Genomic DNA, 22291 nt, shown 5'->3' with positions numbered 1-22291 from the left:
CCTTAGTGACCACAACGGGATCATCATACTAAAAATTCGGATTCTTACCTTGCCCACGCAAGTATTCACGAAACTCTTCCGACGGACTTACTTCACCCGCTTTCTGACTTTGTTGGAAAGACTGACGACGCCTTTCATCGGCTTGCCTGCGTCTGTCTTCCGCTTGTTTCTCGTTAACGATCCACAATCGAAGCTTATTCAGCATTTGCGTGACCGACAAAAATTCGTTGGCGCGTGCTTTGTAGTAGACGACAAACTTCTCCCAAAACAGATGAGGATCGGCGGTCATTCCTGAATGCAGGATGGACTGCATTGCCCACTCCGCGATTTCATTCTCTTGCAAGTCATGCGTTGAAATGTACTTGGCATTCGAAGGTGTTTGCGTGCGCTGGCGAGTGGCTGGAACTCGGTCATTTCGCCCTTGCGACTCACCTTCAAAGTACTGCTCAAAACCACCAGAGCCTTTCATCATTTCCAGCCAGTCTCGCAACATCGAATCGCGACGCACTTCATTAACATTACGTACATCACGTTCGCGGATAAACCGCTGCCACAAGCTGTCTCGGTTCGCCACTGGCACCTTATACAAGTTCATCGGATGATACGTCCAAGGAGGCGCTGGGGATGCTTGAGGTGTTGTCACCACAGGCGTAGGTTGCGGCTGATGTTCACGACTGGTCTCAATCACCGGTAGGCTATTTGGCTCAGACAGCGACAGAGTAAAGTGATGCACTTGCTCTCGGCCATTTGAGCTCACCTGGCCTTTTTGCAGCATGCCCTTTTGCGCCAACGCCGTGAGCACATCGGCAAGGCCAAACTCTCCAAGCAAACACTCTTTAGCTACCTCTGAAAGCACAACAGCGACGGAGCCATCCTGTCCACATAAGTCAGCCAACTTCAACAATACTAACTTATGGCTCGCTTCTAAATTGGTTTGTTGCCAAGCGAGATAGGTATATTTTGCGCCCACAGTCATTCTCCTCTCTGATACCTAGATTCTAGCGCTTCGCTTTGTCAGAAACAAACTAAGACCAACAAGAATAAGACCCAAAAACGATTGCCTCTACGACCACTTGAACCTCACCTGCTATTAAATTAATGAATCTGATCGCATATTGGCCAACGCCTAGTCCCTCTCACCTCCCCGCCGCGATAACGTAACTGTTCAAAAAAAACAGCACCCATCGCAAATGGCAGTCCCATAAAAACCAAGGAGTCCCTCGTGATAAGACAAGTGTGCCTGCTTTTGGTCACCCTAACGGCATGTACTTCGCTGACATGGGCGAGCACAGATTTAACAGACATTATTGAAATAGCCGCACCATCGCTGCAATCGAGTTACTTAGAAAACACCGAGAAGCAACAGCTCCTAGTGGCACTTCCACCCAGCTACCACCTATCTAACCAGCGCTATCCTGTGGTCTATTACCTACACGGATATAACGGCTCAATAAGGGAGGCAAGCCGAGTCTCAGAACAGTTACCAGATATGCTCAAAGAAGATCCCGAACTGACCGAGATGATTGTCATCGGTGTAAACGGCGTAAACCAATTTGGCGGGAGCTTTTATGTCAACTCTCCAGTCACCGGAAATTGGGAAGATTTCGTTACCCAAGATGTTATCAACTACGTAGACTCGCATTACCGCACACTCAAAGATCCTCATTATCGAGGGATAGCGGGCTTCTCTATGGGTGGGTTCGCGACCACGAACATCGCCTTACGACATCCTGACAAGTTTCAGCACATGCATGCATTTAGTGCTGGTCTGTTTGATAAACAAGGCCTAAATGACGCCGTCAACCAGTGGCAATCTATGCGCTGGTTTCGAGTACTCAAAGGCTATGCTGCGGCATTTGCCCCAATGGCAAACGCTGAAAAAACGCCCAAATGGCACAATTGGGATGCCAATGACCCCAACGTCATCGCGTTGTGGGAATCTGGCTTTGGTGATATTCCAGCAAAGCTTGATCGCTATCTAGACCGAGGCGTCCCCCTGAAATCGATTCGAATTGAATACGGCTTGCGAGATCAATTTCCTTGGATACCAAAAGGCAGCGCATACCTAGTTTCTGAACTGAAAAAGCGAAACATCGAACATGAAGAGCTCGCGCATGACGGCATGCACAGTTTCTCAGCCCAGCAAGGTCAAAACGCGATTCGCTTTTTTCATCAATCATTCAAATCACAGAAATAGTATCGACATTCGCTTACAAGAAACGAAGAAAGACATTGGATACCATGCCCTTTCTTCGTTTTAACTAGGGACACAACCTATTTAAGCGAACGTGTTCTCAATAGCTTCGGGATCCCATTCGACCAATCCAAACGTCCATAACGGAGCAGCCACTCTAGCACCGTTGCCGCGCCTTGGATGTGATACTTTTTTTGTGCTTGCTTGTAGGTAATTTGCCCGGCTTCAACTTCGTCGACTACGCGATATTTAAACGCTAGTGAGTATTGATGTTGTTTGACGTTTGAAATCATAACACGCTCCTATGGTCATAGTGACCCCATCACCAAATGCTTGCCCCATTAAACCAAACAAGATGACATGCACGTGGTGTTATTGCTCTCTCATTGCATTACCAAAAACAACAAGAACGACAGAACGTAGGGTTGATGAATTGAAAATAGGAAGGCCAAAGACCTTCCTCTAATCGCTCGTTTCGCTAAATGAGTTTTAGCTAGGTCAGTTTCGCGGATGCAACACCAGAATGCACTGGCTTGGAGGTCTTATAGATGTACACTTCACCAAAGAGAATAGCGATACCTGTACCCGCACCCACCTGCCAGAAGTAAGCCCAATCAAACGGTTCGCCAGGCACCCAGAAGAAGGTAATGATACCGCCAATCAGTAGTAGCATAGGTACTAGGCACATCAGTCTAATTAGCCAAGGTTTACCTGGTACAGAGTAAGGACGCTCAAGATCGGCATCAATTCTGCGCAGCTTCAAGAAAGCGGGGAACATAACTACATACGACATCAGTAGAATGATGGCGCCGAGTGAAAACACGTTCCAAAATAGGTCTTCATTGCCGCCAAATGTCGCGATTAGGGCATAGGCCACCATAGTGATTGTTGCTACGATACCATTCCAAATTGCAGCGCCTTTAGGGGTGCCTGATTTTGTGGTGGTTTTAAACACTTTTGGCATGTCATCGTTTTTCGCCGCATACAAGGCTACGTAATTTACTCCCACCGACCAGTTCACTATGTTGGCGACCAGCGTAAACATAAAGCAGACGGCAAGGAAGTTAATCACCAAGCCCATCGCGCCCCCGACACCAAACAGGATCACCAAGCTCTCGTATAAACCTGCAGACGCCGAAATCTGATCCAGCGGTAGCGCTGCCTGAACTCCAAACGTGGCGAGCAAGTAGAAAAACGCGATTAACATCCCGCCTAAAATCGTTGCTTTCGGGATATCTTTCTTAGGGTTCTCCATTGAGTCCGATGCTCCAGACACCACTTCAAAGCCAAGCAGATTGAATAGCATCACTGAGAGAATCGCAAACCCCACTTGAAACGATGGCGCAAACGCACTCGCACTAAAATCATTCGCCACTTCGCCATTGAATGCTTGAATAAGGCCACCAATACCCAGCACCGACATAATGAGCACTTTCAAGATGGCGCCCAATGAAGAGATCCAGTTTGCATCCGCGACCGGTTTGGTGCTGATGTACGAGCAAACCCAACTCATCACAATGGATACGCCAGCGATCTGCCACGGGCTAAACTCGACCTTAAGAACCTGCCCTAAAACCACAGCAAAAAGGTAGAACACCGCAGGCACCCAAAGGCATAGTTTACCCAGTAAAACCATGCCGTTCTTGCCCCCAATTTCGGCCAAACGCACGTTTTACCCAGTCATAAATCCCGCCTTCAGCAGGGTAGCTTGTCGCTAGCTCTGCGGTAATTAAACCGTAGGGCAGAAAAAAGGCAACCAAAATGACTAACCACCAAAAGATACCACCTGGCCCAGCAACCGCAGTTGCAGCAACGGTGTCGACAACAAGTACAGTACACACGCCAAATAGGACTATATCAACCAGCCCTAATTTCTTTTTATTTTTCTTTTCCATAGTAAAGCTCCAAGGAAATACGTAGGGTCACTCTTATTTATCACCCATACATAATAAACTAGAGCAATGAATAGTTTCTTAGCTTGGAGTCTACCATCCGCTCTGGTAAGCCGAATAAAAATCAAACTGTGACTGCAGTTAAACTTTAACCGCCTACATAATACTAAATATAAACACATTGATTCTAATCAATATTTCGTGCCACATATACCATAGATTTGTTCTAGCTTAACACTAATAAAACAAAGCTAGAATGTTCACTATCAATGTTCACCAACTGTTTGAAACATAAGGCGCTTGATATGACCCCTACAAAAACACAAGAAAAAATAAAAAAAATCAAAGCAGCAACGTTTGAACTCATTGAGAGAGGTGATATTAACAACATATCTATTTATGATATCGCTCGCCACGCCAAAATCGCGACATCCACGGTTTATCATCACTACCCCAATATTGAAGCATTACTGCTTTCTATTGCAGATGATGTGTTTGATGACTTCGACATTTTACTAAAAAAAGTGGAAGCCATCCCATCCTTTACTAGCTGGCAGGCCATTACCCTAGAGGTTGAGAAGAGCTTCTTTCAATATTATCAACAACACCCTGTCGCCATGAAACTGCTATTAGGGCAGCATAAATTCTACGACCTAAGAAAAGCAGACTTTAAACACGACCAACAATTAGGAAAACGCATTCAAGCAATTTACAACAAACACTTCAATCTTCCAGAGCTTCCGGACAGCTACAACATTTTTGCTATTGCTTTGCAAGCGGCAGACAAAGTCTACAGCACCTTTTATAACGCGAGAGGGAGAGAGATCATTCAACCAGAGGCAGGTAGAGAGGGGATTCGATTGGCTCTGGCTTACCTATCCAGCTATTTACCTAAATATTTGCAAAGAGTCGATGGGACCAACGTTGTTGGTTCAGATTTGGATTATCACCCCAGTTAGAAGCAAAAGCGCTATTGCCGATAAAAAATGGCTCACCGAGTGTGAGCCATTTTCATACTATGCACCACCAACCGGAGGCGTACCCTCTGCATTTGATACAATCGCATCGATTTGCACTATCGCTCCCTTAGGCAGACGCGACACACCGACGATCGTCAAGGCTGGCATATCGCCTTTGAAGTAACTTGGCAACATCGCTTGCAAGGTCACTAATTCACTCAGATCGGTGAGTTGAATATTCAACTTCACAACGTCATCCATCACGTGATCAATGCTCTCGATGATGGTTTGAATATTGGTCAAACACTGAGCCGTCTGCTCTCTGAGGCCAACACTAATGATCTCTCCCACCTCTGGGTCAATCGGCAGTTGAGCCGATATATTATTGTAGTGAGAAAACGCCACCGTCTGTGTCGACATGTTATGTTTCGGCGCCTTATCAGTATTGCTTGAGCGAATCACGATACCATGACGGTCTTCAACCCGCTGCGGTGGCGTGCCGTCTCCGTGTGAGACCGTCGCATCCACTTGAACTCGAGCATGCATTGGTAAGCCTTCTACCACCATGACAGAGCGTGCTGGTAAGTAATTGACTGCTCGAGCGATTGACGAGTCAGGGAAGAAGGTGCTGTAGACCTCATCAAAGGCTTCGATGTCATCTAAATCACGAACATGGGCGTTGATTTTTACAATATCATCAAACGGAACAGACACGCTCTCCAGCACCGCCTTCAGGTTTTGAAGACATTGGCGAGCTTGTTCACGAATTCCTCCGTCCACGACATTACCGCTACTCGAGTCGATCGGTAATTGCGCAGAAATATGATTATAGTGTGAGAACGCCACACTCTGAGATGCTACGGCACTCATTGGGGCGCGACGGGTGTTTCGCGATACCTTTATGAGATCGCAGGCTTGTTGCGGGTACGTCCCCTCACCATTAGAAATCAACGCGTCCATTTGCACCAAAGCGCCCTCTACAGGCAGCGTCAACACAGCCAGCGTAGAGCTTGTCGGCAACTGTAATGGAAAGAAGGTTTTATACACCTGATGCACGCGATCGATATCAGCAATGTTGGTCAAATAGAGGTTGATCTTAACCACATCTCCCATGGTGTGGTCGATACTTTCGACAATCTGTTTAATGTTCTCCAAACACTGTCTCGCTTGAGCTTCCACGCCTCCTGGTACCAGTTCATTGGTTTGGGGATGGATGGGCAACTGCGCAGAAATATTATTGTAATGCGAAAATGCGACCGATTGAGTCGAAAAAGAATTCACGGGCGCTTGGTCAGTATTTACCGAGGATTTTATGATTCGTTCACTCATGAAGCACTACCTTCAAATATCATGTTTATTTCATTGAGTTTCAAATAAAAATAGCCAAACTAGCGTAAAGGAAGTAAAACTAGTTTGGCTTTAGCCTAATTAAGAGCTAATGAAACACTAGAGTGTTTTCAAGAAGCCATTAATCTTATCTTCGTGATATTTAATGGTTTCTTGAGTTGGTATGACAGCGTCTTTGTGCGTAAAGTAAACCAAGATTGCCATCTGAGCGGTCAAGCGGTTCTCTGATTCATCGAAGGCAACAGAGTACTCACTTTCTAAAGCGCCGCGGGTGATCTCTTCCTGATCATTCGCTGGTAGACAGTGCAGCAACATCGCCCCTGGGCGTGCTTTCGCCATCAACTCTTCAGTAATGACATAGTCAGGCATAAACGCAGCTAGACGCTCTTCTTTCTCATCTTTTTGAGTCACCCAGTAGAAGCTGTCACCATAAACCACATCACACTCAGAAATGCGCTCTACATCTTCGGTGATCTCAATCGTACCGCCAGACTCTTCACAGAAGTTAAGCGCCATTTCAATCCACTCTTGTTGCATGTGGTATTTTTTAGGTCCAATTTGCTTGAAGCCCATACCGTACTTAGCGCAAGTCAACATCAAAGAACGACATACATCGGTGGCATCGCCCATAAAGGCAAGAGTCAGATCAGACAGCTTACGTCCATCTGTAATGTGCTCTTTAATCGTGAACAAGTCAGCCAGCATTTGTGTTGGGTGGAAACGAGTGTCTAGACCGTTGATAACAGGCACTGTCGACATCTTTAACAATCCATCCAACGTTTCTGGACTGTTAGTACGCGCCATAATGATGTCACACATGCGCGACAGAACGCGGGAAGTATCGTCAATAGACTCCTTGCCCCTAGGTGAATATCTTTTGGAGAAAGGAATAAGCCATGACCACCTAGCAATGTAGCCGCTGTTTCAAATGAAACGCGAGTACGTGTTGAACCTGCCTCAAAAATCATCCCTACTGATTTATTTTTAAATAGTTGTGGTAGAGCGTTATCTGCACGAGCCTGCTTCAAGTAAGCCATGAGTTCCATCATGTTATCCATCTCTTTCACTGAGAAGTCTTTCATCGAAACCATGTGCTCTAGATTCGGTTTATTAAGGTTAGTTGCACTTGATGATGGTAGTTTCATAATTCTTTCCTTTCACGTCTTATTCACAAGTTAATTAATAACAATCCACTATGAGCAATTAACATTCTATTAGTGATAAGTGGTTGATATTCACCTTTACGCTATTTAATTGATTGACTGCGTAATGTGAAATTAATTTAACCTGCGCGACGGGATAAAAATGAGAGCAAAACTCAGTATCGGCTTTCTACCTAACAAACAATAAATAACTTCCACCAAGGCAGCAATAATAGATAAAAGCAGTAAAATACGTCGAATTATTGATTTCAATCAAAATGTCACCTTATGAATTTAAGTACTTAGCGATAATTTAAGATCACATATCTGCTATTTAAGCTCAATAATTACTTGTTTTGTGATGTATAGAGGGCAAAAAAACGGCAACCCCAGTAGAAACACCGAATAGTGATTCCTATCGACATTGTTATCGGAAGAATTAAATACACTGACATAACTTATTCGTTGCTTGCGCAAGTATTTACTTTGGAGGTACCAATATGTCAAAACCTATTATCGTAGTCGCAGTGGGTGGTAATGCATTACTACAACGTGGCGAAGTCATGAGCTGTGAAAATCAACAAAAAAGCATCTCTCAAACGGCGGCGTCCCTTGCAGAGCTCAGCAAGGACTACCGATTGGTGATTGTGCACGGTAATGGTCCACAAGTCGGCCTACTATCGCTACAGAATGACGCCTACAAAGGTTGTCCAGCATACCCGTTTGACGTTTTAGGCGCAGAAACACAAGGTATGATTGGCTACCTTATTCAACAAGGCCTAAATGCAGCCATTGATGATAAATTCACCACCACTATCCTGACTCGTATCGTCGTCGATGAGAACGATCCGGCTATTGCCGATCCAACCAAGTTTATTGGTCCTGTGTACACCGAGCAAAAAGCCAAAACATTGGCAGAGCATAACAACTGGGTTGTCAAACCCGACGGTGAATACTGGCGCCGAGTCGTCCCTTCCCCTAAACCAAAAGAAATACTCGAAATCAAAGCCATCAAAGACTTGCTTGAAAAAGATCACCTTGTCATTTGTGGTGGCGGTGGTGGCGCGCCTGTGGTCGAAAAAGATGGCGCTTATGTCGGATTTGAAGCGGTCATAGATAAAGATATGACTGCAGCCTTAATCGCCGAAGAGTTAGGAGCAGAACACCTACTTATTTTGACTGACGGCACACACGTCTGCTTGGACTGGGGCACACCTAAAGAACAGAAAATTGAGAAGATTGACGTCGAACAGATGAAGAAGTACACCTTCCCTGCTGGCTCCATGGGGCCAAAAGTCGACGCTTGCTGTCAGTTTGTCGAGCATACAGGCCAACAAGGCTATATTGGTGATCTGTCCTTCGCTTCAGATATCATCAAAGGGGAATCAGGCACAACCATTGTGGCCGCATAACCCATTACTCTCAATGAGGGAGATAGAATGCCGCTTTTCTAAAGCGGCATTTTAATCTCTGACGCAATAGCTCAGGCTTGGAAGGTGGCCTCTAATTTCGAACCATCAGATACAACAAAGCCCCGACTTTCGTCGAGGCTTTATCGTTTAAATATGGTACCGGTGGGCGGACTTGAACCGCCACGCCCGAAGGCAACGGATTTTGAATCCCAGTATGACTGGACATAAGAGGATAGTAGACTACTTAACGCTTTGTTTCAATTGCTTTTGGTGCTTTGTGGTTTTGTGTGGTTTAGGTGGTATTACGCCAAATTTACGCCAAATTTCGCCCCACCCATCCAGCGATTAAGCTAATCAGGAAAGATCTCCTTAACGTGTAGTGGCGCAAAAACTCTTATTCATTTGAACTTTGATAACCATCGCTCAAGCCATTCTCTACCACTTTCGTCCTTTTGGTGTTCTAGGTAATAGCCGTTCATAAGCTTATGAAACGCAACCGCCAGCATGATAAGGATTAACACAAACAAAACGACTGCCAGCAAAGTGTGAAGTGGTAAATTTAGGTTCTCAAGAAAGTTCAATTTTGAAGTTCCGCATGTTTCGTGAAATGTCACTCACAATCTTCTCGCTGTTGTACTTGTATATCGCTCCCTTACGTTCAGCGGTAGATGCTCAAGTTCTGGATATAAAGCAGCGTGATAGTCAGCTAGTGCCGCTCGTATTATTGCCGCGATTTGTGCTTTATCAATTTCCATAAACATACCTCTCCAACAAGTCAGCCAATAGGAAGGTTAAAATGAAAAATATGGGAATTGGCGAGCCTGTCACAACTGCCAACCCAAAAGAAAGCCAGCCAATACACTCAAGCATGACAGCCCCCTTTGTCAGCCTCCCACTCTGTGATCAAGTGTCCGTTCTGCTTCATGTAGGCGTTATACTCTGACTCTGAGAGCCAACAACCATGTTTACAAGTCTCTGGCGTACAGCCTTCATAGTCTGTCATTACTAGACAATCTTGCTGACTAATACGGTGTGTCTTGTTGTGGCTCGATAACTTCTCAAGTTTGGCGATTCGATTCTTAATCATTGAGTAATGCCTCTTCGAGTTTAGTGATGCGGTCTGCTAGGTCGGTGACTTCTTGAATCTTCAACTCCAGCACTTCACCATCTAATGAACCTTCGGGAGTGACTGCTTTTAGCTTCGGCTCGATACGGTCAATAACCGCTTGGATTGCCCATTGTTCACCACTTTCAACCGCGTTCTGTAACTGGCGTTTCGCTTCTTCTTTCGTACCTTCATCAATTAGTGACTTCTTATTTCGGCTTCCAGGCTTTCTGCCTGCGGGATTGCCCGATTGACCTTTAACGAATCTAGCCATATCACAGCCCCTCTACAGACCCATTATCATGTACCTCGTAAAGTGCCGCTTTTGAGTCAGAGCAACGGATAGCCATAACACACCCACCAAAGTTAATCAGTGAATCCCATTTACCCGCTAGTAGTTCTTTCTTAGTACCATCGAAGGAAAAAATCTTCATTGCTGGGCTGCCGTTCAATACACCTGCCGCATTGATACGCCCATATCGTTCAAAATTACTCATGACTGCCCCTCTGGTTTAATAGTGATTCGGTAGTCCAGTGGCATGTTTAGATCGCGTGCGACCTGTTCAGCAGTAAATACCCCAGTTCCACCGCCTTCACCTTTCTCGTAGAAAGTGAATGTGCCGTCGTCGTTCTCGTACAAGCCTCGGTTTACTTCAGCGGCTTTGGCGTTAGCATCTTTCAGCCATTGAGCTCGTGCTCGCTCGTTGTATTTTTCATAACTCATCGGTTTACCCCTGTCGCTTGCTCAACACGCTGTTTGATTGCTTGCTCATCTACCTCACAAGAGAACTCTTTAAGCATCCCCAAACGCATCTCTAGCGGCTCTTTAGTGAAATGGTTAGCCGATACAGGCATGACGCGATCAATGCCGTTAGCACGTACCTCCAGAGCGTTAAACACGGCTCCCAATACAGCACGGACTAAAACGTCTTTGTTTAGAGCGTTAGATGAGCCGCCAGTGATTGCCATGTCTTGAATTGAACCACCGCGATAATTACCCAATACCTCCGCTAGTTGCTCAAATGATTCCAGTTGGGATTGAATAACCTCTAACTGGTCGGCGACTTCTTTAGTGAAGGCATTGGCGTTATCACAACGACGCTGTGTTAATTCGGTATCTTGCTTAATGCGTCTACCTGCCTCACCCTCTAAATCCTTTCGCAGCTTGGTGATCGCTGCCTTCTTGCGTTTTTCTAGTTCAGCTTTACGTTCAGTGAGTAGTAGAAATTCGTGTGTGTCGATGCCGTTAACCTTCAAGCGGTCGTTTACTTTGCCTAGTTGCTGGTCTAGTTGTTGGATTGCTTCAACGGTCATAGATAAAACCTTTTGATCACTTGTTATTGATAGGGGTATTTTATCAACTATTGCCTGTTAAATATACAAATCCCCCTGTTAATTCCCTGTTTTTTACAAGAAACAGGCTATTGATAACCCAGATTTTGGGCGTCAGGTTTGAGGCTAGAGGAGGTAAGGCTTCTTATGTCACTGAATTGATTGAATAAACTTGGTATCACAGATGTTTGGGTAGGTGTGTTAAATGAGCCCTTTTTACGGATTCGGAAAACCCCTTTTTATGGACTCTAAAAAATCCCTTTTTACGGATTCGCGAAATTAGGTGACGGATTAAATATCCGTTTTGTAACTAGCAATATCAGTTAGTTATGAGGTTTTGGCGTAAAACAAGGCGGAATCAGTGGTAATATCTGCTAGTTTGGCGTGTAAAACCTTGAAGAATGGAAAAAGAAATGTATGTTGAACTGCCGGAATTGTTTTGGATGTTACTCGTTCCCTATTGCTGCGGAATCCTTCACTCTGTAGCACCAAAGCCAAGTGTAATAGCAATGCTCTTGTTTACGGCCTACTCAATTTATCATGTATGGTAATCTGGGCTTCTCGCTCATCATTTCAGAAATGACAGTCCATACATTAGTTCGTTTGCGATAGGTGATTTCTGCTTACTGGCAACGCTCACCCTAGAACCACCATAGTCTTTAGTTTGTTCTGGACGATAGCCCTTACCTCTACCTTTGGCTAAATAGCTAATATGGTAACTAACATCACCAGTAATCACCTGATCATCACGCTCCGAATGGTAATACCTAACCCAACTACACCGCCCGTAACGCTCCCATATCATTCGCAACCATTCTTTAATCATATGAGGATTATTGACCTTTGAACCATTAAGCATAAAGACTACGTGATAGTGTTGTTTCTTTGCCCTTTCCTGCTCTCTAACCCACGTATAAACCAGGCCACACCCGTAATGACTCCTTATTCTTCCCGACACGCTTTTGATCAACTTGGTAATCAGTTCATTTGTTGGCGTGTATTCATTCACCGATAAATCGAACCTGAAGATAAACACCTTTCTATGACGGTTTGATATGTCATCTAGTTGAGCCAAAATTTTCCTAAGGACATCAACACGCAAACCAGACCTCGAAGGATTGACCGCCCAGTGCTTACCCTTGTATTCATACCAATTGGATTTAACTAAGTAACTCATTTTCCCTCTAGATATTATTAATTACCTACCAGCAAGTTAGTAATTGCTAACCCCAGCAATACCAGCCCAGTTATAGGGTTCATTGAAATTCTTATAAAAAACCGCTCGACAAAACCACCAACCTATAGCTCTATTCGGTTCACTCTGGTTTTTACCCCTTTATTAAAAAGGCCGGAATGCGATAGTGCTTACTAACTTCACATTGCCGACCTCAAATTGATGTTGTAACCTTTAATGACTGACAACCCGATTCCGCCAAGTTTCAAATCGTCAGTATTGACCAATGGATTCGCCAGTTAGTTATATGCTATCTGGCTTATCCTCCTCCAGTTCTGCGGCTCCATAAATTAAGTCAATCTTTCTCAGCATCGTCTCTTTTTTACAGTAGCCACACATCTCCTCTAAGGTCTTGTTGTTTTCATGTCTAAGCTTCGCAATCCTTGCCCTTGTCTGCTCTCTCTTTAGTGCGTCACGAGTCAGGGGATTTCTCCATCTTTCAATATCTTCAGGCCAAACAAAGTACATTTTCACCGACCTCAAATAACCCTTGATAGGATGGCGACTAGTAATATCCCTGCTCTCTACCGGTAGCACCTTTCTAATATCAGCAATCACACTATGTAGATGTAAGACTCCAAGCTCCTCGGCTGCGACCTCCTTGTATAGCCTGTCGCCACCTAGCAATCGTTCAAGAACTAAGTTGTATTCACTCATAATTACCTCTTTAATTGTGGTTTTACGCCATGATTACGCCTAGCAAGACACTAGGCATTGTTGTTACTAGTGTTTTGATAGGATGTTCTATCCGTTGTGTTGTTCTGGTAACTGCCCAGCAAGCCATAAGCCAAACAATGGCACGCACACATAACCACGCTTACCAACCTGTCGATAACAAGTAGATAGCCCCTTATGCTGCTCCCGTTGCCAAAATAAACGCTTTAGCTGTGACTTTGTGAATTGAGGATAAGAATCGGCAACGCGGTCGAATGGTTGCCAGTTCTGTAGGTTTTTGATTTGGTCATTGATTTGGTCATAAGTAGTCATTTGGATTTGTTCCCGTTCCGTCTGATTGGTACAGGATTAATGCTACTTAGTTTAAGTTCCCCGTTATGAACGGAAACGGGGCGATGGTTTACAAATCCTTTAAATAAGTTTCTGAAATTGTTTTTGCTGATACACCTAATTCGTTAGCCAGCATCCGCCCAAGATCGGCCTTACATAGTAAGGGGTTTATTTTTCGCTTCTCTAAAGCAAGCTCTATTGCTCTCTCTTTATTTTTAAGTGCTCTCTGAGTTTTTCCAATTGATGCCTCACTTGTTCTACTAGCTCCAGCTAGAATTTCATCTTCCATCATAGACAGCGCCATTCGATAAGAATAGCCATAAAAATCATTTAGTAACTCCTTAGTATCAAGGCCATTGGCACTATAAACTTCTATCAAAAAAACAGCGTCTACTAGGCTGGCTGTAGCTTGTAGCTTGGTACTCTTAAGTTTATTGGCACATTGAAGTAGATATACAGGAAGCGAGGCTTCTACACCGCTATCTAGCAGGTACGCACGAGATAGGTGTAAAGGGATCTGATACTGGCTTAAAACGATACTCACGTCCTTCCAAGCAGTCGAAAATATACTACTTTCAAAGCTATCGTATTTATTAGCAAAGAAAAATTGACACCAAAGCGATCGATCAATATCCCCCTTCTCTAAGTTGTTCATAATAGGGATATCAGCCCAGCCCTCTTTCCCATTGGTGCGCTTGCTTTGAATACCCTTAGCCATTTGCCAGCCCTCCAAATACTCTATCTGTAAGTGACGCCTTGTGCTCTGTACATAAGTGCGAGTAACGCTGTGTCATGGTAATAGACTTGTGACCTAATACTTGAGCAATCTCAAGCAATGACGCCCCGTTCATAGCCAATAGACTTGCGCACGTATGGCGTAGGTCATGAAATCGAAAGTCCTTTATTCCTGCGTCCCTCATAGCTTCCTGCCAGTGACAATCAAAGTTTCTAAAATAACGCTTATCGTCATCTTGGTGTGGGAATACATATCCGCCAACCTGCCTAAACTTCATAAGCTCACTAATAACATCCTGCGTTAGCGTCAATATACGCTTCTCTCCGTTCTTGGTTGCGTCTAGGTGGCTGTTTTAGTCTTGAGGTTAATATCCGCCCATGTAAGCGTTAAAAGCTCTGTACGCCTAGCTCCCGTAGTTATCGCCATAAGCACAAGCAAATAGAGCTTATCCCACGTAGAACGCTTTGAAGCATCTAAAAGCCTTGGTAATTCCTCAGTGCTCAGAAATCTAGTTCTAGCATTGTCCTCGGTGAATTGCTGTATTCCCTTTGTTGGATTGTGGTCAATATCAAATTCATTGGATAAAAAGCGATACAGCGAACCTAGAGCGGCCTTGTAACGATTAAGGGTTGCTGGTGCCTTATCTGCTGATAATGCCTTTAGCTCTGTTTTTACTTGCTGTCGGGTAACTTTACCAACTGGTTTATCCTCGAAGATGGATAGCCAATAATTTAAACGTTGGTGTTTTGATGGGTCTTTGCCGTTGTCCAGCTTGATAAATAGATCTACAGCTTCGGAAAACTTTAAAGTATTGAGAGTATGATTAGTGAGAGAGTGCGCAAAGCTATCATCCACAAGCAAACTAGCTGCGAACTTTTGAGCGTCTTTTTTGATTTTGAAGCTTTTAGAAATGCGGCGACCGTCACGCATAAATTCAACTCTATACGTGGTGCCTTTTTTACCCTTACGGGCTTGAATAGTAGCCATGTTTAACCCCTTTCCGCCAAATTACGCCATTTACGTAACCAGAGAACTGGGAAAACAAAACCAAATTGACTTGTACTTTACTCTTAAACCTCTGACCAAAAAGGAAAAAGAGAAGTGGTACCGGTGGGCGGACTTGAACCGCCACGCCCGAAGGCAACGGATTTTGAATCCGTCGTGTATACCAATTTCACCACACCGGCATCTTGGACTAATGTCCTTTGATGTTTGGCATTATACGTAAGCATTGAGATCGCGCAAGAGCAAAACGCTGAATATTCTATTGTTTGCTGCTATTTTCACCACAATGTGAAGCAATGCGGTGGGCAAGGCTTTCCCCTTGGCATTGAAATCGCTATGCTGTGGCAAGTTTTAGTTATGGAAGTTTGTCTCAATGGAAACCCAATCTCTCCCACCTGCAGGATTCTTTCGCAGGCTCGGTGCACTGTTCTACGATAGCTTGATTATTCTTGCGGTAGTGATGATGGCTGGCGGCGTTGTTGTCGCCATTATGGAAGCACTTGTTGCCGCAGGACTGATGTCTTACGCGCCGTATGCCGATGCCAGCGACTTCTTAGGCAGTCACCCATTTTGGAGCCCGGTGTACACCGGTTATCTCGCGTTTGTTTGGATCTACTTCATCGTGTTCTTTTGGACCAGAGCAGGCCAAACGCTTGGTATGCGCGCTTGGAAGATTGAAGTGCAAAACCTTGAAGGTGGCAGAATTACCGTCACACAGGCGCTGATTCGACTCGCAACCTCTGCATTTGGTCTATCCAATCTTGCCGTGCCAATTGACCCGCAAAAGCGTGGCTTCCACGATATCTGGGCGAAGACTAAGGTTGTGGTGTTACCCAAAGCGAAATAACACTCTGATCGAGAATAAATAAAAAAGGTGCCATTCGGCACCTTTTTCAGTTTTGCTTTTCAATGATTAAGCTTTGAACGCTTTAAATGCATTGATTAGACCGTTAGTCGAGCTGTCGTGAGACGAGATTTCGCTGTCGTCTGCAAGCTCAGGTAGGATTTGGTTAGCGAGTTGCTTACCAAGCTCTACACCCCATTGGTCGAAGCTGAAGATGTTCCAGATAACACCTTGAGTGAAGATTTTGTGCTCGTACATCGCGATTAGGTTACCTAGAGTACGAGGTGTGATTTGCTTCACTAGGATTGAGTTCGTTGGGCGGTTACCTTCAAAGATCTTGAATGGTACAAGATCTTTCACTTCTTCCGCACTCTTACCTGCTTTTGCAAATTCTGCTTCTACTGTCTCTTTTGACTTACCGAACGCTAGTGCTTCAGTTTGTGCAAAGAAGTTAGACATTAGCTTCTGGTGGTGGTCGCTTACTTGGTTGTGAGAGATCGCAGGTGCGATAAAGTCACAAGGGATAAGCTTAGTACCTTGGTGAATTAGCTGGTAGAACGCGTGTTGACCGTTTGTACCTGGTTCACCCCAGATGATTGGACCCGTTTGGTAATCCACTGCGTCACCGTTACGGTCAGTAAACTTACCGTTTGACTCCATGTTGCCTTGCTGGAAGTACGCAGCGAAGCGGTGCATGTATTGGTCGTACGGTAGAATCGCTTCTGACTCTGCGCCGTGGAAGTTGTTGTACCAAATACCGATAAGAGCAAGCAGTACTGGGATGTTGCTTTCTAGATCAGTCTCAGCAAAGTGCTTATCCATCTCGTGAGCACCTGCTAGTAGCTCAACGAAGTTGTCGTAGCCAACCGCTAGGATGATAGAAAGACCGATTGCAGACCATAGAGAGTAACGACCGCGACCCAGTCCCAGAACTCGAACATGTTGTCTGTGTCGATACCAAACTCAGCAACAGCCGTTGCGTTAGTCGATAGCGCTGCGAAGTGCTTAGCAACGTGTGCTTCATCTGATGCAGACGCTAGGAACCAGTCACGTGCAGAGTGCGCGTTTGTCATGGTTTCTTGAGTCGTGAATGTCTTAGAGGCGACCAAGAATAGCGTTGTTTCAGGATCAACTTTCTTCAGCGTCTCTGCGATGTGAGTACCATCAACGTTAGACACGAAGTGCATGTTTAGGTGGTTTGTGTATGGCGCTAGCGCTTCAGTCACCATGTAAGGACCAAGGTCAGAACCACCGATACCGATGTTCACAACGTCAGTAATAGCTTTGCCAGTGTAACCTTTCCAATCACCAGAGATGATGCGCTCAGAGAAGCCTTTCATCTTCTCTAGAACCGCGTTTACTGCTGGCATTACGTCTTCACCATTTACCATGATTGGCGTGTTGCTACGGTTACGCAGTGCAACGTGAAGAACAGAGCGACCTTCGGTTTGGTTGATGGTATCACCTGCAAACATCGCTTTGATTGCGCCTTTAAGCTCAGTCTCGTTCGCTAGAGCAAAAAGGTTGTTCATTGTTTCTTGGTTGATTAGGTTCTTTGAGTAATCAACAAGAATGTCAGAACCGAAGCGTGTAGAGAATTTGCCAAAGCGGTCAGCGTCTTGTGCAAATAGCTCTGCTAAATCCATATCTTGCGCAGATTCAAAGTGCGCTGTCAGTGCTTTCCAAGCTTCAGTTTGCGTTGGATTGATGTTTTTCAACATGGTCTCTATCCCAATTTTTAGTCGGTTTTATTCCCAATCCCCCAAGGAAAAGGAACCCCAGTTTAGCGAATAATAAACAGTATATTCTAAATACCGACGAGTGCCTTTGATGATCACTGGTCGTTACAATCTTGTATGTTGTTCACAAAGCCGAGGCTTTGTTTAGTAATAAATTTTCAGGCGTAATTATGAACCAGAGCGCCTGCACGCTCCTTGAGTTAGGTCACGTATCGGTTCACAATGTATGCGAATTCAGTCAACATCTTATGGATCCCTAGCACTATAATACAGAGGAGTGATTATGTGGCAACAAAAGACCCTTTACCTCAGCGCGAAAAAACGTGGTTTTCACCTAATCACTGATGAAATTGAACAACAATTACCACAACTTCGTGACTACTCTGTAGGTTTGCTACATCTTTTCATTCAACATACCTCAGCAAGTTTAACCCTGAACGAAAATGCCGATCCGACGGTGCGCACGGATATGGAGAGTCACTTCAATCGTTATGTGCCGGAGAATGCACCTTACTACCGTCATACTTACGAAGGCAGCGACGATATGCCTGCGCATATAAAAAGCTCATTACTTGGTGCAAGCGTGTCGATTCCAATTAGCCATGGTCGGTTAGCTTTGGGAACATGGCAGGGCATTTACTTAGGGGAGCATCGAGATTTTGGTGGTGAGCGCAGGGTTATTGCGACGTTGCAGGGGCAGGTTTGAGGAATAGGTAGATCTTGGTTCGCAGATCGCGGTGAGAAGATCCCTGCCTGCGCAGGGATGACGACATAATAAATGTAGGCTCGTGTGGTCGGCAACTAGAAGCTAGCTGTTATCGCTGTAGCTCATTTCGACACGTGAGGTCAGTTTGGTCACGAGCTCGTAAGCGATGGTGCCAATGTGATTTGCAACTTCTTCAGAGGGTAGCTCTTCACCCCACAAAATGGCTTCATCACCGACTCGGTCTAACGCTTCTGGACCTAGGTCAACGGTCAGCATGTCCATCGATACTCTACCTGCTATCGGCACTTTGCGGCCATTTACCAGTACTGGCGTACCATTGGGTGCTGTTCGCGGGTAGCCATCGCCATAGCCAATGGCAATCACGCCGACTTTGGTATCTCGTTCGCTAGTCCATGTGGCGCCATAACCCACACTCTCGCCTTGTTTAACGTCACGCACCGCAATCAAGTGAGACTTTAGTGTCATCACCGGCTTAAAGCCCATCTCAGCGGCGGTTTTTTCTCCGAATGGCGACACACCATACATGATGATGCCCGGTCGAACCCAATCGAGCTGGCTTGGCTGCCACTCTAGCAGGCCAGCAGACGCCGCCATTGAGCGCTCCCCGTTGCAACCTTCAGTGAGCGAGAGAAACAGTTCAATTTGCTGCTTCGTCATCGGGTTTTCGAGCTCATCGGCACAGCCAAAATGGCTCATGTAACGAAGCGGTTTCGCTACGTTATCGCAGCGATGCAGACGCTCGACAAACTCTTGATATTGCTCTTCGCGAACGCCAAGGCGGTGCATACCGCTGTCAACTTTTAACCAAACCACAACCGGCCCTTCAAGCTCGGCGTGTTCTAACGCGTCAAGTTGCTCATAGCAATGAACAACGGTTTGAATATTGTTGGTCACCAGTACAGGTAGGTCGTTTGGCGAGTAGAAGCCCTCTAAAAGCAGAATAGGTTTCACCACGCCACTGGCTCTTAGCTGCAGCGCCTCTTCAATACGCGCCACACCAAATGCATCAGCACCTTTAGCATTTTTAGCGATATGTCTCAGGCCATGGCCGTAACCATTCGCCTTCACCACCGCCATAATTTTACTATCGGGTGCTTGCTGCTTAATGCACGCTAAATTGTGCGCCAGCGCTTCAAGATTAATGTGCGCCGTCGCCGCTTTCATGTAACTCATGCAACTCTCCTACTATTCTTCGTCAAACGCAGGACCTGCGTAGTTATCAAAGCGAGAGAATTGACCTTGGAACGTTAAGCGAACTGAGCCGATAGGACCGTTACGCTGCTTACCAATGATGATTTCAGCGATGCCTTTTAGCGCACTGTCTGGGTGGTATACCTCATCACGATAAATAAACATGATAAGGTCGGCATCCTGCTCGATAGAGCCCGATTCACGAAGATCCGAGTTTACCGGGCGCTTATCAGCGCGCTGCTCCAAGGAGCGGTTAAGCTGCGAAAGCGCCACCACTGGCACGTTAAGCTCTTTAGCCAAAGCTTTTAGCGAGCGAGAAATCTCGGCGATTTCCAGGGTACGGTTTTCAGAAAGTGAAGGGACGCGCATCAACTGAAGGTAGTCGATCATGATTAGGCTCAGGCCGCCATGTTCACGGGCAATTCGACGAGCACGGGAGCGCACTTCCGTCGGTGTTAAGCCGGAGCTATCATCAATGAACATGTTTTTCTTTTCCATGAGCATACCCATGGTGGTCGAAATTTTCGCCCAGTCCTCATCATCAAGTTGACCAGTACGGATCTTGGTTTGGTCAACTCGAGAAAGGGAGGCAAGCATACGCATCATCAGCTGCTCAGAAGGCATCTCTAGCGAGAAGATAAGCACAGGCTTATCACTGGCCATAGCTGCGTTTTCACACAAGTTCATCGCGAAGGTGGTTTTACCCATCGATGGACGCGCCGCCACAATAATCAAGTCAGAGCCCTGTAGGCCCGCTGTTTTCTTGTTGAGGTCGTTAAAGCCTGTCGTCACACCCGTCACACCGTCTTGCGGCGTTTTGTAGAGGATCTCAATACGCTCCAGGGTTTTCTCAAGAATGTTATCAACATTCTGAGGACCTTCGTTTTCGTTGGTACGATCTTCAGCAATTTTAAAGACTTTACTCTCAGCTAAATCAAGCAAGTCTTCTGAAGAGCGGCCTTGTGGGTCGTAACCCGCATCCGCGATCTCGTTGGCAACACCGATGAGGTTACGAACCAGCGCTCGCTCGGCAACGATATCGGCATAAGCGTTGATGTTAGCGGCACTCGGGGTATTTTTAACCAAATCAGCCAAATAGGCCAAACCGCCGACATCATCAAGCTGCTCTCGCAGTTCTAAGTGTTCGGAGAGAGTAATGATATCAAGTGGGTTATTCTCCTCGAGAATGGCTTGAATGCCTTCGAAGATCAAACGATGCGGTCTACTATAGAAATCGCTGCTGATGACTTTTTCAGCCACGGTATCCCAACGTTGGTTGTCCAACAGCAAACCACCTAAGACCGATTGCTCAGCCTCTATGGAGTGAGGAGGCACCTTCACTGAGTCCACTTGAGCATCTTTACTTTTCTGATTTCGACTATCCGCCATGACCTAACTCGATAACACACTAAGACCCACCATTATATACACAACTCAGTGTCGGCTAAAGTAAAGAAAACGCGACAAAAGCGATGGTTCATGAATCAATATTTGACCTATCGCTGACGATGAACGAATATGCCACACATATAATCCCCAGCCCTTTTCTCCATGCCATGAGGTTTTCGTGTCTAAGAAGTTGTTATTTGGTTTAGTGCTGCTTGCGTCGCCGGCTGTCTATGCTGAAGAGTTCACGCCTTCTGGTGACAGTGAAGAGACTCCGGCTTCCCCGCTCAAAACCGAAGTAGAGTTTGGTTATCAGGCGCACTCTGGTAACACCGACTCACAATCACTCAACGCTCGGGTTGGCGCTGAGTACACGGAAGGAAGACACCGTACCAATGGTGAGTGGAAGTACTATCAACTGTACAAAAATGGGGAAGAAGACAAGAACCAGCAAAACTACTTGCTACAAACCGACTATAAGTTAGGCCCAAGAACCTATCTATACGGAAACTACAATGGATTTTCTTCCCGCTACAGCTCGTACTTTGAAGACCATACTGTTTCAGGCGGTCTAGGTTATCAGCTGTACAATACCGACTCACTGCTACTTGAGGCAGAATTTGGTCCCGGTTTTCGCTATCAAGAGCCTAACGTTGATGAGATTGATGACGATGAAATCATCTTCAAGGACATAGTCAAAGAGCCCATCGTCCGCGGTAACATTAATTTTTCTTGGAACCCATTGGAGAACCTAACGTTCGCCACCAAGCTCACAGTGACTGCTGGTCAAAGCAACACGCGTATGGATACCGAGGTAAACGTCACCAACGATATTACCGAGACCATCGCTCTTAAACTTGCCTATGACAGTAAATACCATACCAAGGTGCCGAGCCCAAACTTAAGCAAGCGCGATTCGATCTTTACGGTGAATCTGCTTTTCGCCTTCTAGAGCCTCGATACAAGCAAGTCACATTTTAACTTCATAGAAAATAAGCAAAAAAAACACCAGCCGAAGCTGGTGTTTTTTTCGTGTTATTG

The 22291-nt window shown here is 45.5% G+C and carries 24 protein-coding genes, 1 tRNA gene and 2 pseudogenes; 6 read left to right on the top strand and 21 right to left on the bottom strand.

Going from position 1 to position 22291, the window contains the following annotated elements; translation table 11 throughout:
• Positions 1-28 precede the first annotated feature (28 nt).
• Positions 29-970, bottom strand: a complete 942-nt coding sequence (locus TZ48_RS07645; protein ID WP_162674518.1) for a hypothetical protein — start codon at positions 968-970, stop codon at positions 29-31.
• Between the two features lie 252 nt (positions 971-1222).
• Here TZ48_RS07645 and TZ48_RS07640 point away from each other — a divergent pair, with 252 nt between their 5' ends.
• Positions 1223-2197, top strand: coding sequence for an alpha/beta hydrolase (locus tag TZ48_RS07640; protein ID WP_162674517.1), 975 nt, complete (start codon positions 1223-1225; stop codon positions 2195-2197).
• Positions 2198-2274: 77 nt separating this feature from the next.
• Here the strand turns inward: TZ48_RS07640 and TZ48_RS07635 are convergent, their stop codons facing one another.
• From TZ48_RS07635 to TZ48_RS25780, 3 genes are all read right to left on the bottom strand, one after another.
• Positions 2275-2487, bottom strand: coding sequence for a hypothetical protein (locus TZ48_RS07635; protein ID WP_112478759.1), 213 nt, complete (start codon positions 2485-2487; stop codon positions 2275-2277).
• A gap of 200 nt (positions 2488-2687) precedes the next feature.
• Complete coding sequence (locus tag TZ48_RS07630; RefSeq protein WP_275426425.1) at positions 2688-3863, bottom strand: APC family permease; 1176 nt, start codon at positions 3861-3863, stop codon at positions 2688-2690.
• On the bottom strand, positions 3814-4089 hold the full coding sequence (locus TZ48_RS25780) for an amino acid permease (protein ID WP_275426424.1): 276 nt from the start codon (positions 4087-4089) through the stop codon (positions 3814-3816). Before TZ48_RS25780 ends, TZ48_RS07630 begins: the two co-directional genes overlap by 50 nt.
• A 281-nt stretch (positions 4090-4370) precedes the next feature.
• Between TZ48_RS25780 and TZ48_RS07625 the strand changes: the two genes are divergently transcribed.
• A complete protein-coding gene (locus TZ48_RS07625) occupies positions 4371-5045 on the top strand; it encodes a TetR/AcrR family transcriptional regulator (RefSeq protein ID WP_162674516.1) in 675 nt (224 codons plus the stop codon).
• A gap of 57 nt (positions 5046-5102) precedes the next feature.
• Here the strand turns inward: TZ48_RS07625 and TZ48_RS07620 are convergent, their stop codons facing one another.
• Together TZ48_RS07620 and argF are read right to left on the bottom strand one after the other, a co-directional pair.
• Positions 5103-6374 carry a RidA family protein gene (locus tag TZ48_RS07620; RefSeq protein WP_112478757.1) on the bottom strand — a complete coding sequence of 424 codons (1272 nt, stop codon included), beginning with the start codon at positions 6372-6374 and terminating at the stop codon, positions 5103-5105.
• A gap of 117 nt (positions 6375-6491) precedes the next feature.
• Positions 6492-7537 (bottom strand): annotated as a pseudogene (gene argF / locus TZ48_RS26110) (ornithine carbamoyltransferase).
• A gap of 497 nt (positions 7538-8034) precedes the next feature.
• On the opposite strand from argF, the gene arcC reads away from it, so the two are divergent.
• The gene (arcC, locus tag TZ48_RS07610) at positions 8035-8946 is read left to right on the top strand and encodes a carbamate kinase (protein WP_112478756.1); all 912 of its coding nucleotides are present in this window, start codon (positions 8035-8037) and stop codon (positions 8944-8946) included.
• 862 nt (positions 8947-9808) lie between these two features.
• Here the strand turns inward: arcC and TZ48_RS07600 are convergent.
• From TZ48_RS07600 to TZ48_RS07550, 12 genes are all read right to left on the bottom strand, one after another.
• Positions 9809-10033, bottom strand: coding sequence for a hypothetical protein (locus TZ48_RS07600; protein ID WP_112478754.1), 225 nt, complete (start codon positions 10031-10033; stop codon positions 9809-9811).
• Entirely contained in the window at positions 10026-10325 is a 300-nt protein-coding gene (locus tag TZ48_RS07595) for a DUF5681 domain-containing protein (RefSeq protein ID WP_112478753.1), read from the bottom strand. Before TZ48_RS07595 ends, TZ48_RS07600 begins: the two co-directional genes overlap by 8 nt.
• A 1-nt stretch (position 10326) precedes the next feature.
• On the bottom strand, positions 10327-10548 hold the full coding sequence (locus tag TZ48_RS07590; RefSeq protein ID WP_112478752.1) for a hypothetical protein: 222 nt from the start codon (positions 10546-10548) through the stop codon (positions 10327-10329).
• Positions 10545-10775, bottom strand: a complete 231-nt coding sequence (locus TZ48_RS07585; protein WP_112478751.1) for a hypothetical protein — start codon at positions 10773-10775, stop codon at positions 10545-10547. Before TZ48_RS07585 ends, TZ48_RS07590 begins: the two co-directional genes overlap by 4 nt.
• Complete coding sequence (locus TZ48_RS07580) at positions 10772-11365, bottom strand: hypothetical protein (protein ID WP_112478750.1); 594 nt, start codon at positions 11363-11365, stop codon at positions 10772-10774. The genes TZ48_RS07585 and TZ48_RS07580 overlap by 4 nt, the downstream gene beginning before the upstream one ends.
• A 586-nt stretch (positions 11366-11951) precedes the next feature.
• Entirely contained in the window at positions 11952-12560 is a 609-nt protein-coding gene (locus tag TZ48_RS07575) for a YagK/YfjJ domain-containing protein (protein WP_112478749.1), read from the bottom strand.
• Positions 12561-12860: 300 nt separating this feature from the next.
• On the bottom strand, positions 12861-13274 hold the full coding sequence (locus TZ48_RS07570; RefSeq protein ID WP_112478748.1) for a hypothetical protein: 414 nt from the start codon (positions 13272-13274) through the stop codon (positions 12861-12863).
• An 87-nt stretch (positions 13275-13361) separates the two neighbouring features.
• Positions 13362-13604 carry a hypothetical protein gene (locus TZ48_RS07565; RefSeq protein ID WP_112478747.1) on the bottom strand — a complete coding sequence of 81 codons (243 nt, stop codon included), beginning with the start codon at positions 13602-13604 and terminating at the stop codon, positions 13362-13364.
• Between the two features lie 88 nt (positions 13605-13692).
• Positions 13693-14340, bottom strand: coding sequence for a hypothetical protein (locus tag TZ48_RS07560; protein WP_112478746.1), 648 nt, complete (start codon positions 14338-14340; stop codon positions 13693-13695).
• Complete coding sequence (locus TZ48_RS25775) at positions 14333-14635, bottom strand: site-specific integrase (protein WP_275426423.1); 303 nt, start codon at positions 14633-14635, stop codon at positions 14333-14335. The genes TZ48_RS07560 and TZ48_RS25775 overlap by 8 nt, the downstream gene beginning before the upstream one ends.
• 62 nt (positions 14636-14697) lie before the next feature.
• Positions 14698-15345 carry a tyrosine-type recombinase/integrase gene (locus TZ48_RS25770; RefSeq protein WP_275426422.1) on the bottom strand — a complete coding sequence of 216 codons (648 nt, stop codon included), beginning with the start codon at positions 15343-15345 and terminating at the stop codon, positions 14698-14700.
• A gap of 115 nt (positions 15346-15460) precedes the next feature.
• A tRNA-Leu gene (locus tag TZ48_RS07550) sits at positions 15461-15545 on the bottom strand.
• Positions 15546-15736: 191 nt separating this feature from the next.
• On the opposite strand from TZ48_RS07550, the gene TZ48_RS07545 reads away from it, so the two are divergent.
• Positions 15737-16210 carry an RDD family protein gene (locus tag TZ48_RS07545; protein WP_042503445.1) on the top strand — a complete coding sequence of 158 codons (474 nt, stop codon included), beginning with the start codon at positions 15737-15739 and terminating at the stop codon, positions 16208-16210.
• Positions 16211-16276: 66 nt separating this feature from the next.
• Here the strand turns inward: TZ48_RS07545 and pgi are convergent.
• Positions 16277-17928: pseudogene (pgi, locus tag TZ48_RS07540) on the bottom strand (glucose-6-phosphate isomerase).
• A 301-nt stretch (positions 17929-18229) separates the two neighbouring features.
• On the opposite strand from pgi, the gene TZ48_RS07535 reads away from it, so the two are divergent.
• Positions 18230-18652, top strand: a complete 423-nt coding sequence (locus TZ48_RS07535; protein WP_112478745.1) for a secondary thiamine-phosphate synthase enzyme YjbQ — start codon at positions 18230-18232, stop codon at positions 18650-18652.
• Positions 18653-18754: 102 nt separating this feature from the next.
• On the opposite strand, the gene alr is transcribed toward TZ48_RS07535, so the two are convergent.
• A complete protein-coding gene (alr, locus tag TZ48_RS07530) occupies positions 18755-19837 on the bottom strand; it encodes an alanine racemase (RefSeq protein ID WP_239670741.1) in 1083 nt (360 codons plus the stop codon).
• 21 nt (positions 19838-19858) lie between these two features.
• Entirely contained in the window at positions 19859-21253 is a 1395-nt protein-coding gene (locus tag TZ48_RS07525; protein ID WP_112478743.1) for a replicative DNA helicase, read from the bottom strand.
• A 178-nt stretch (positions 21254-21431) separates the two neighbouring features.
• Between TZ48_RS07525 and TZ48_RS07520 the strand changes: the two genes are divergently transcribed.
• Entirely contained in the window at positions 21432-22202 is a 771-nt protein-coding gene (locus TZ48_RS07520; protein WP_112478742.1) for a DUF481 domain-containing protein, read from the top strand.
• Positions 22203-22291: the final 89 nt, after the last annotated feature.

The organism is Vibrio variabilis (genome assembly GCF_003263785.1).
GTDB classification, from domain to species: Bacteria; Pseudomonadota; Gammaproteobacteria; order Enterobacterales; family Vibrionaceae; genus Vibrio; species Vibrio variabilis.
This window is presented reverse-complemented; position numbering and strand designations above follow the sequence as displayed.

What these genes read in the sequence shown, in the direction of transcription:
- TZ48_RS07635 (WP_112478759.1), bottom strand. Translation starts at nt 2,487, where the DNA reads ATGATTTCAAACGTCAAACAACATCAATACTCACTAGCGTTTAAATAT.
- TZ48_RS25780 (WP_275426424.1), bottom strand. Translation starts at nt 4,089, where the DNA reads ATGGAAAAGAAAAATAAAAAGAAATTAGGGCTGGTTGATATAGTCCTA.
- TZ48_RS07620 (WP_112478757.1), bottom strand. Translation starts at nt 6,374, where the DNA reads ATGAGTGAACGAATCATAAAATCCTCGGTAAATACTGACCAAGCGCCC.
- arcC (WP_112478756.1), top strand. Translation starts at nt 8,035, where the DNA reads ATGTCAAAACCTATTATCGTAGTCGCAGTGGGTGGTAATGCATTACTA.
- TZ48_RS07600 (WP_112478754.1), bottom strand. Translation starts at nt 10,033, where the DNA reads ATGATTAAGAATCGAATCGCCAAACTTGAGAAGTTATCGAGCCACAAC.
- TZ48_RS07595 (WP_112478753.1), bottom strand. Translation starts at nt 10,325, where the DNA reads ATGGCTAGATTCGTTAAAGGTCAATCGGGCAATCCCGCAGGCAGAAAG.
- TZ48_RS07590 (WP_112478752.1), bottom strand. Translation starts at nt 10,548, where the DNA reads ATGAGTAATTTTGAACGATATGGGCGTATCAATGCGGCAGGTGTATTG.
- TZ48_RS07585 (WP_112478751.1), bottom strand. Translation starts at nt 10,775, where the DNA reads ATGAGTTATGAAAAATACAACGAGCGAGCACGAGCTCAATGGCTGAAA.
- TZ48_RS07580 (WP_112478750.1), bottom strand. Translation starts at nt 11,365, where the DNA reads ATGACCGTTGAAGCAATCCAACAACTAGACCAGCAACTAGGCAAAGTA.
- TZ48_RS07575 (WP_112478749.1), bottom strand. Translation starts at nt 12,560, where the DNA reads ATGAGTTACTTAGTTAAATCCAATTGGTATGAATACAAGGGTAAGCAC.
- TZ48_RS07570 (WP_112478748.1), bottom strand. Translation starts at nt 13,274, where the DNA reads ATGAGTGAATACAACTTAGTTCTTGAACGATTGCTAGGTGGCGACAGG.
- TZ48_RS07565 (WP_112478747.1), bottom strand. Translation starts at nt 13,604, where the DNA reads ATGACTACTTATGACCAAATCAATGACCAAATCAAAAACCTACAGAAC.
- TZ48_RS07560 (WP_112478746.1), bottom strand. Translation starts at nt 14,340, where the DNA reads ATGGCTAAGGGTATTCAAAGCAAGCGCACCAATGGGAAAGAGGGCTGG.
- TZ48_RS25775 (WP_275426423.1), bottom strand. Translation starts at nt 14,635, where the DNA reads ATGAAGTTTAGGCAGGTTGGCGGATATGTATTCCCACACCAAGATGAC.
- TZ48_RS25770 (WP_275426422.1), bottom strand. Translation starts at nt 15,345, where the DNA reads ATGGCTACTATTCAAGCCCGTAAGGGTAAAAAAGGCACCACGTATAGA.
- TZ48_RS07545 (WP_042503445.1), top strand. Translation starts at nt 15,737, where the DNA reads ATGGAAACCCAATCTCTCCCACCTGCAGGATTCTTTCGCAGGCTCGGT.
- TZ48_RS07535 (WP_112478745.1), top strand. Translation starts at nt 18,230, where the DNA reads ATGTGGCAACAAAAGACCCTTTACCTCAGCGCGAAAAAACGTGGTTTT.
- alr (WP_239670741.1), bottom strand. Translation starts at nt 19,837, where the DNA reads ATGAAAGCGGCGACGGCGCACATTAATCTTGAAGCGCTGGCGCACAAT.
- TZ48_RS07525 (WP_112478743.1), bottom strand. Translation starts at nt 21,253, where the DNA reads ATGGCGGATAGTCGAAATCAGAAAAGTAAAGATGCTCAAGTGGACTCA.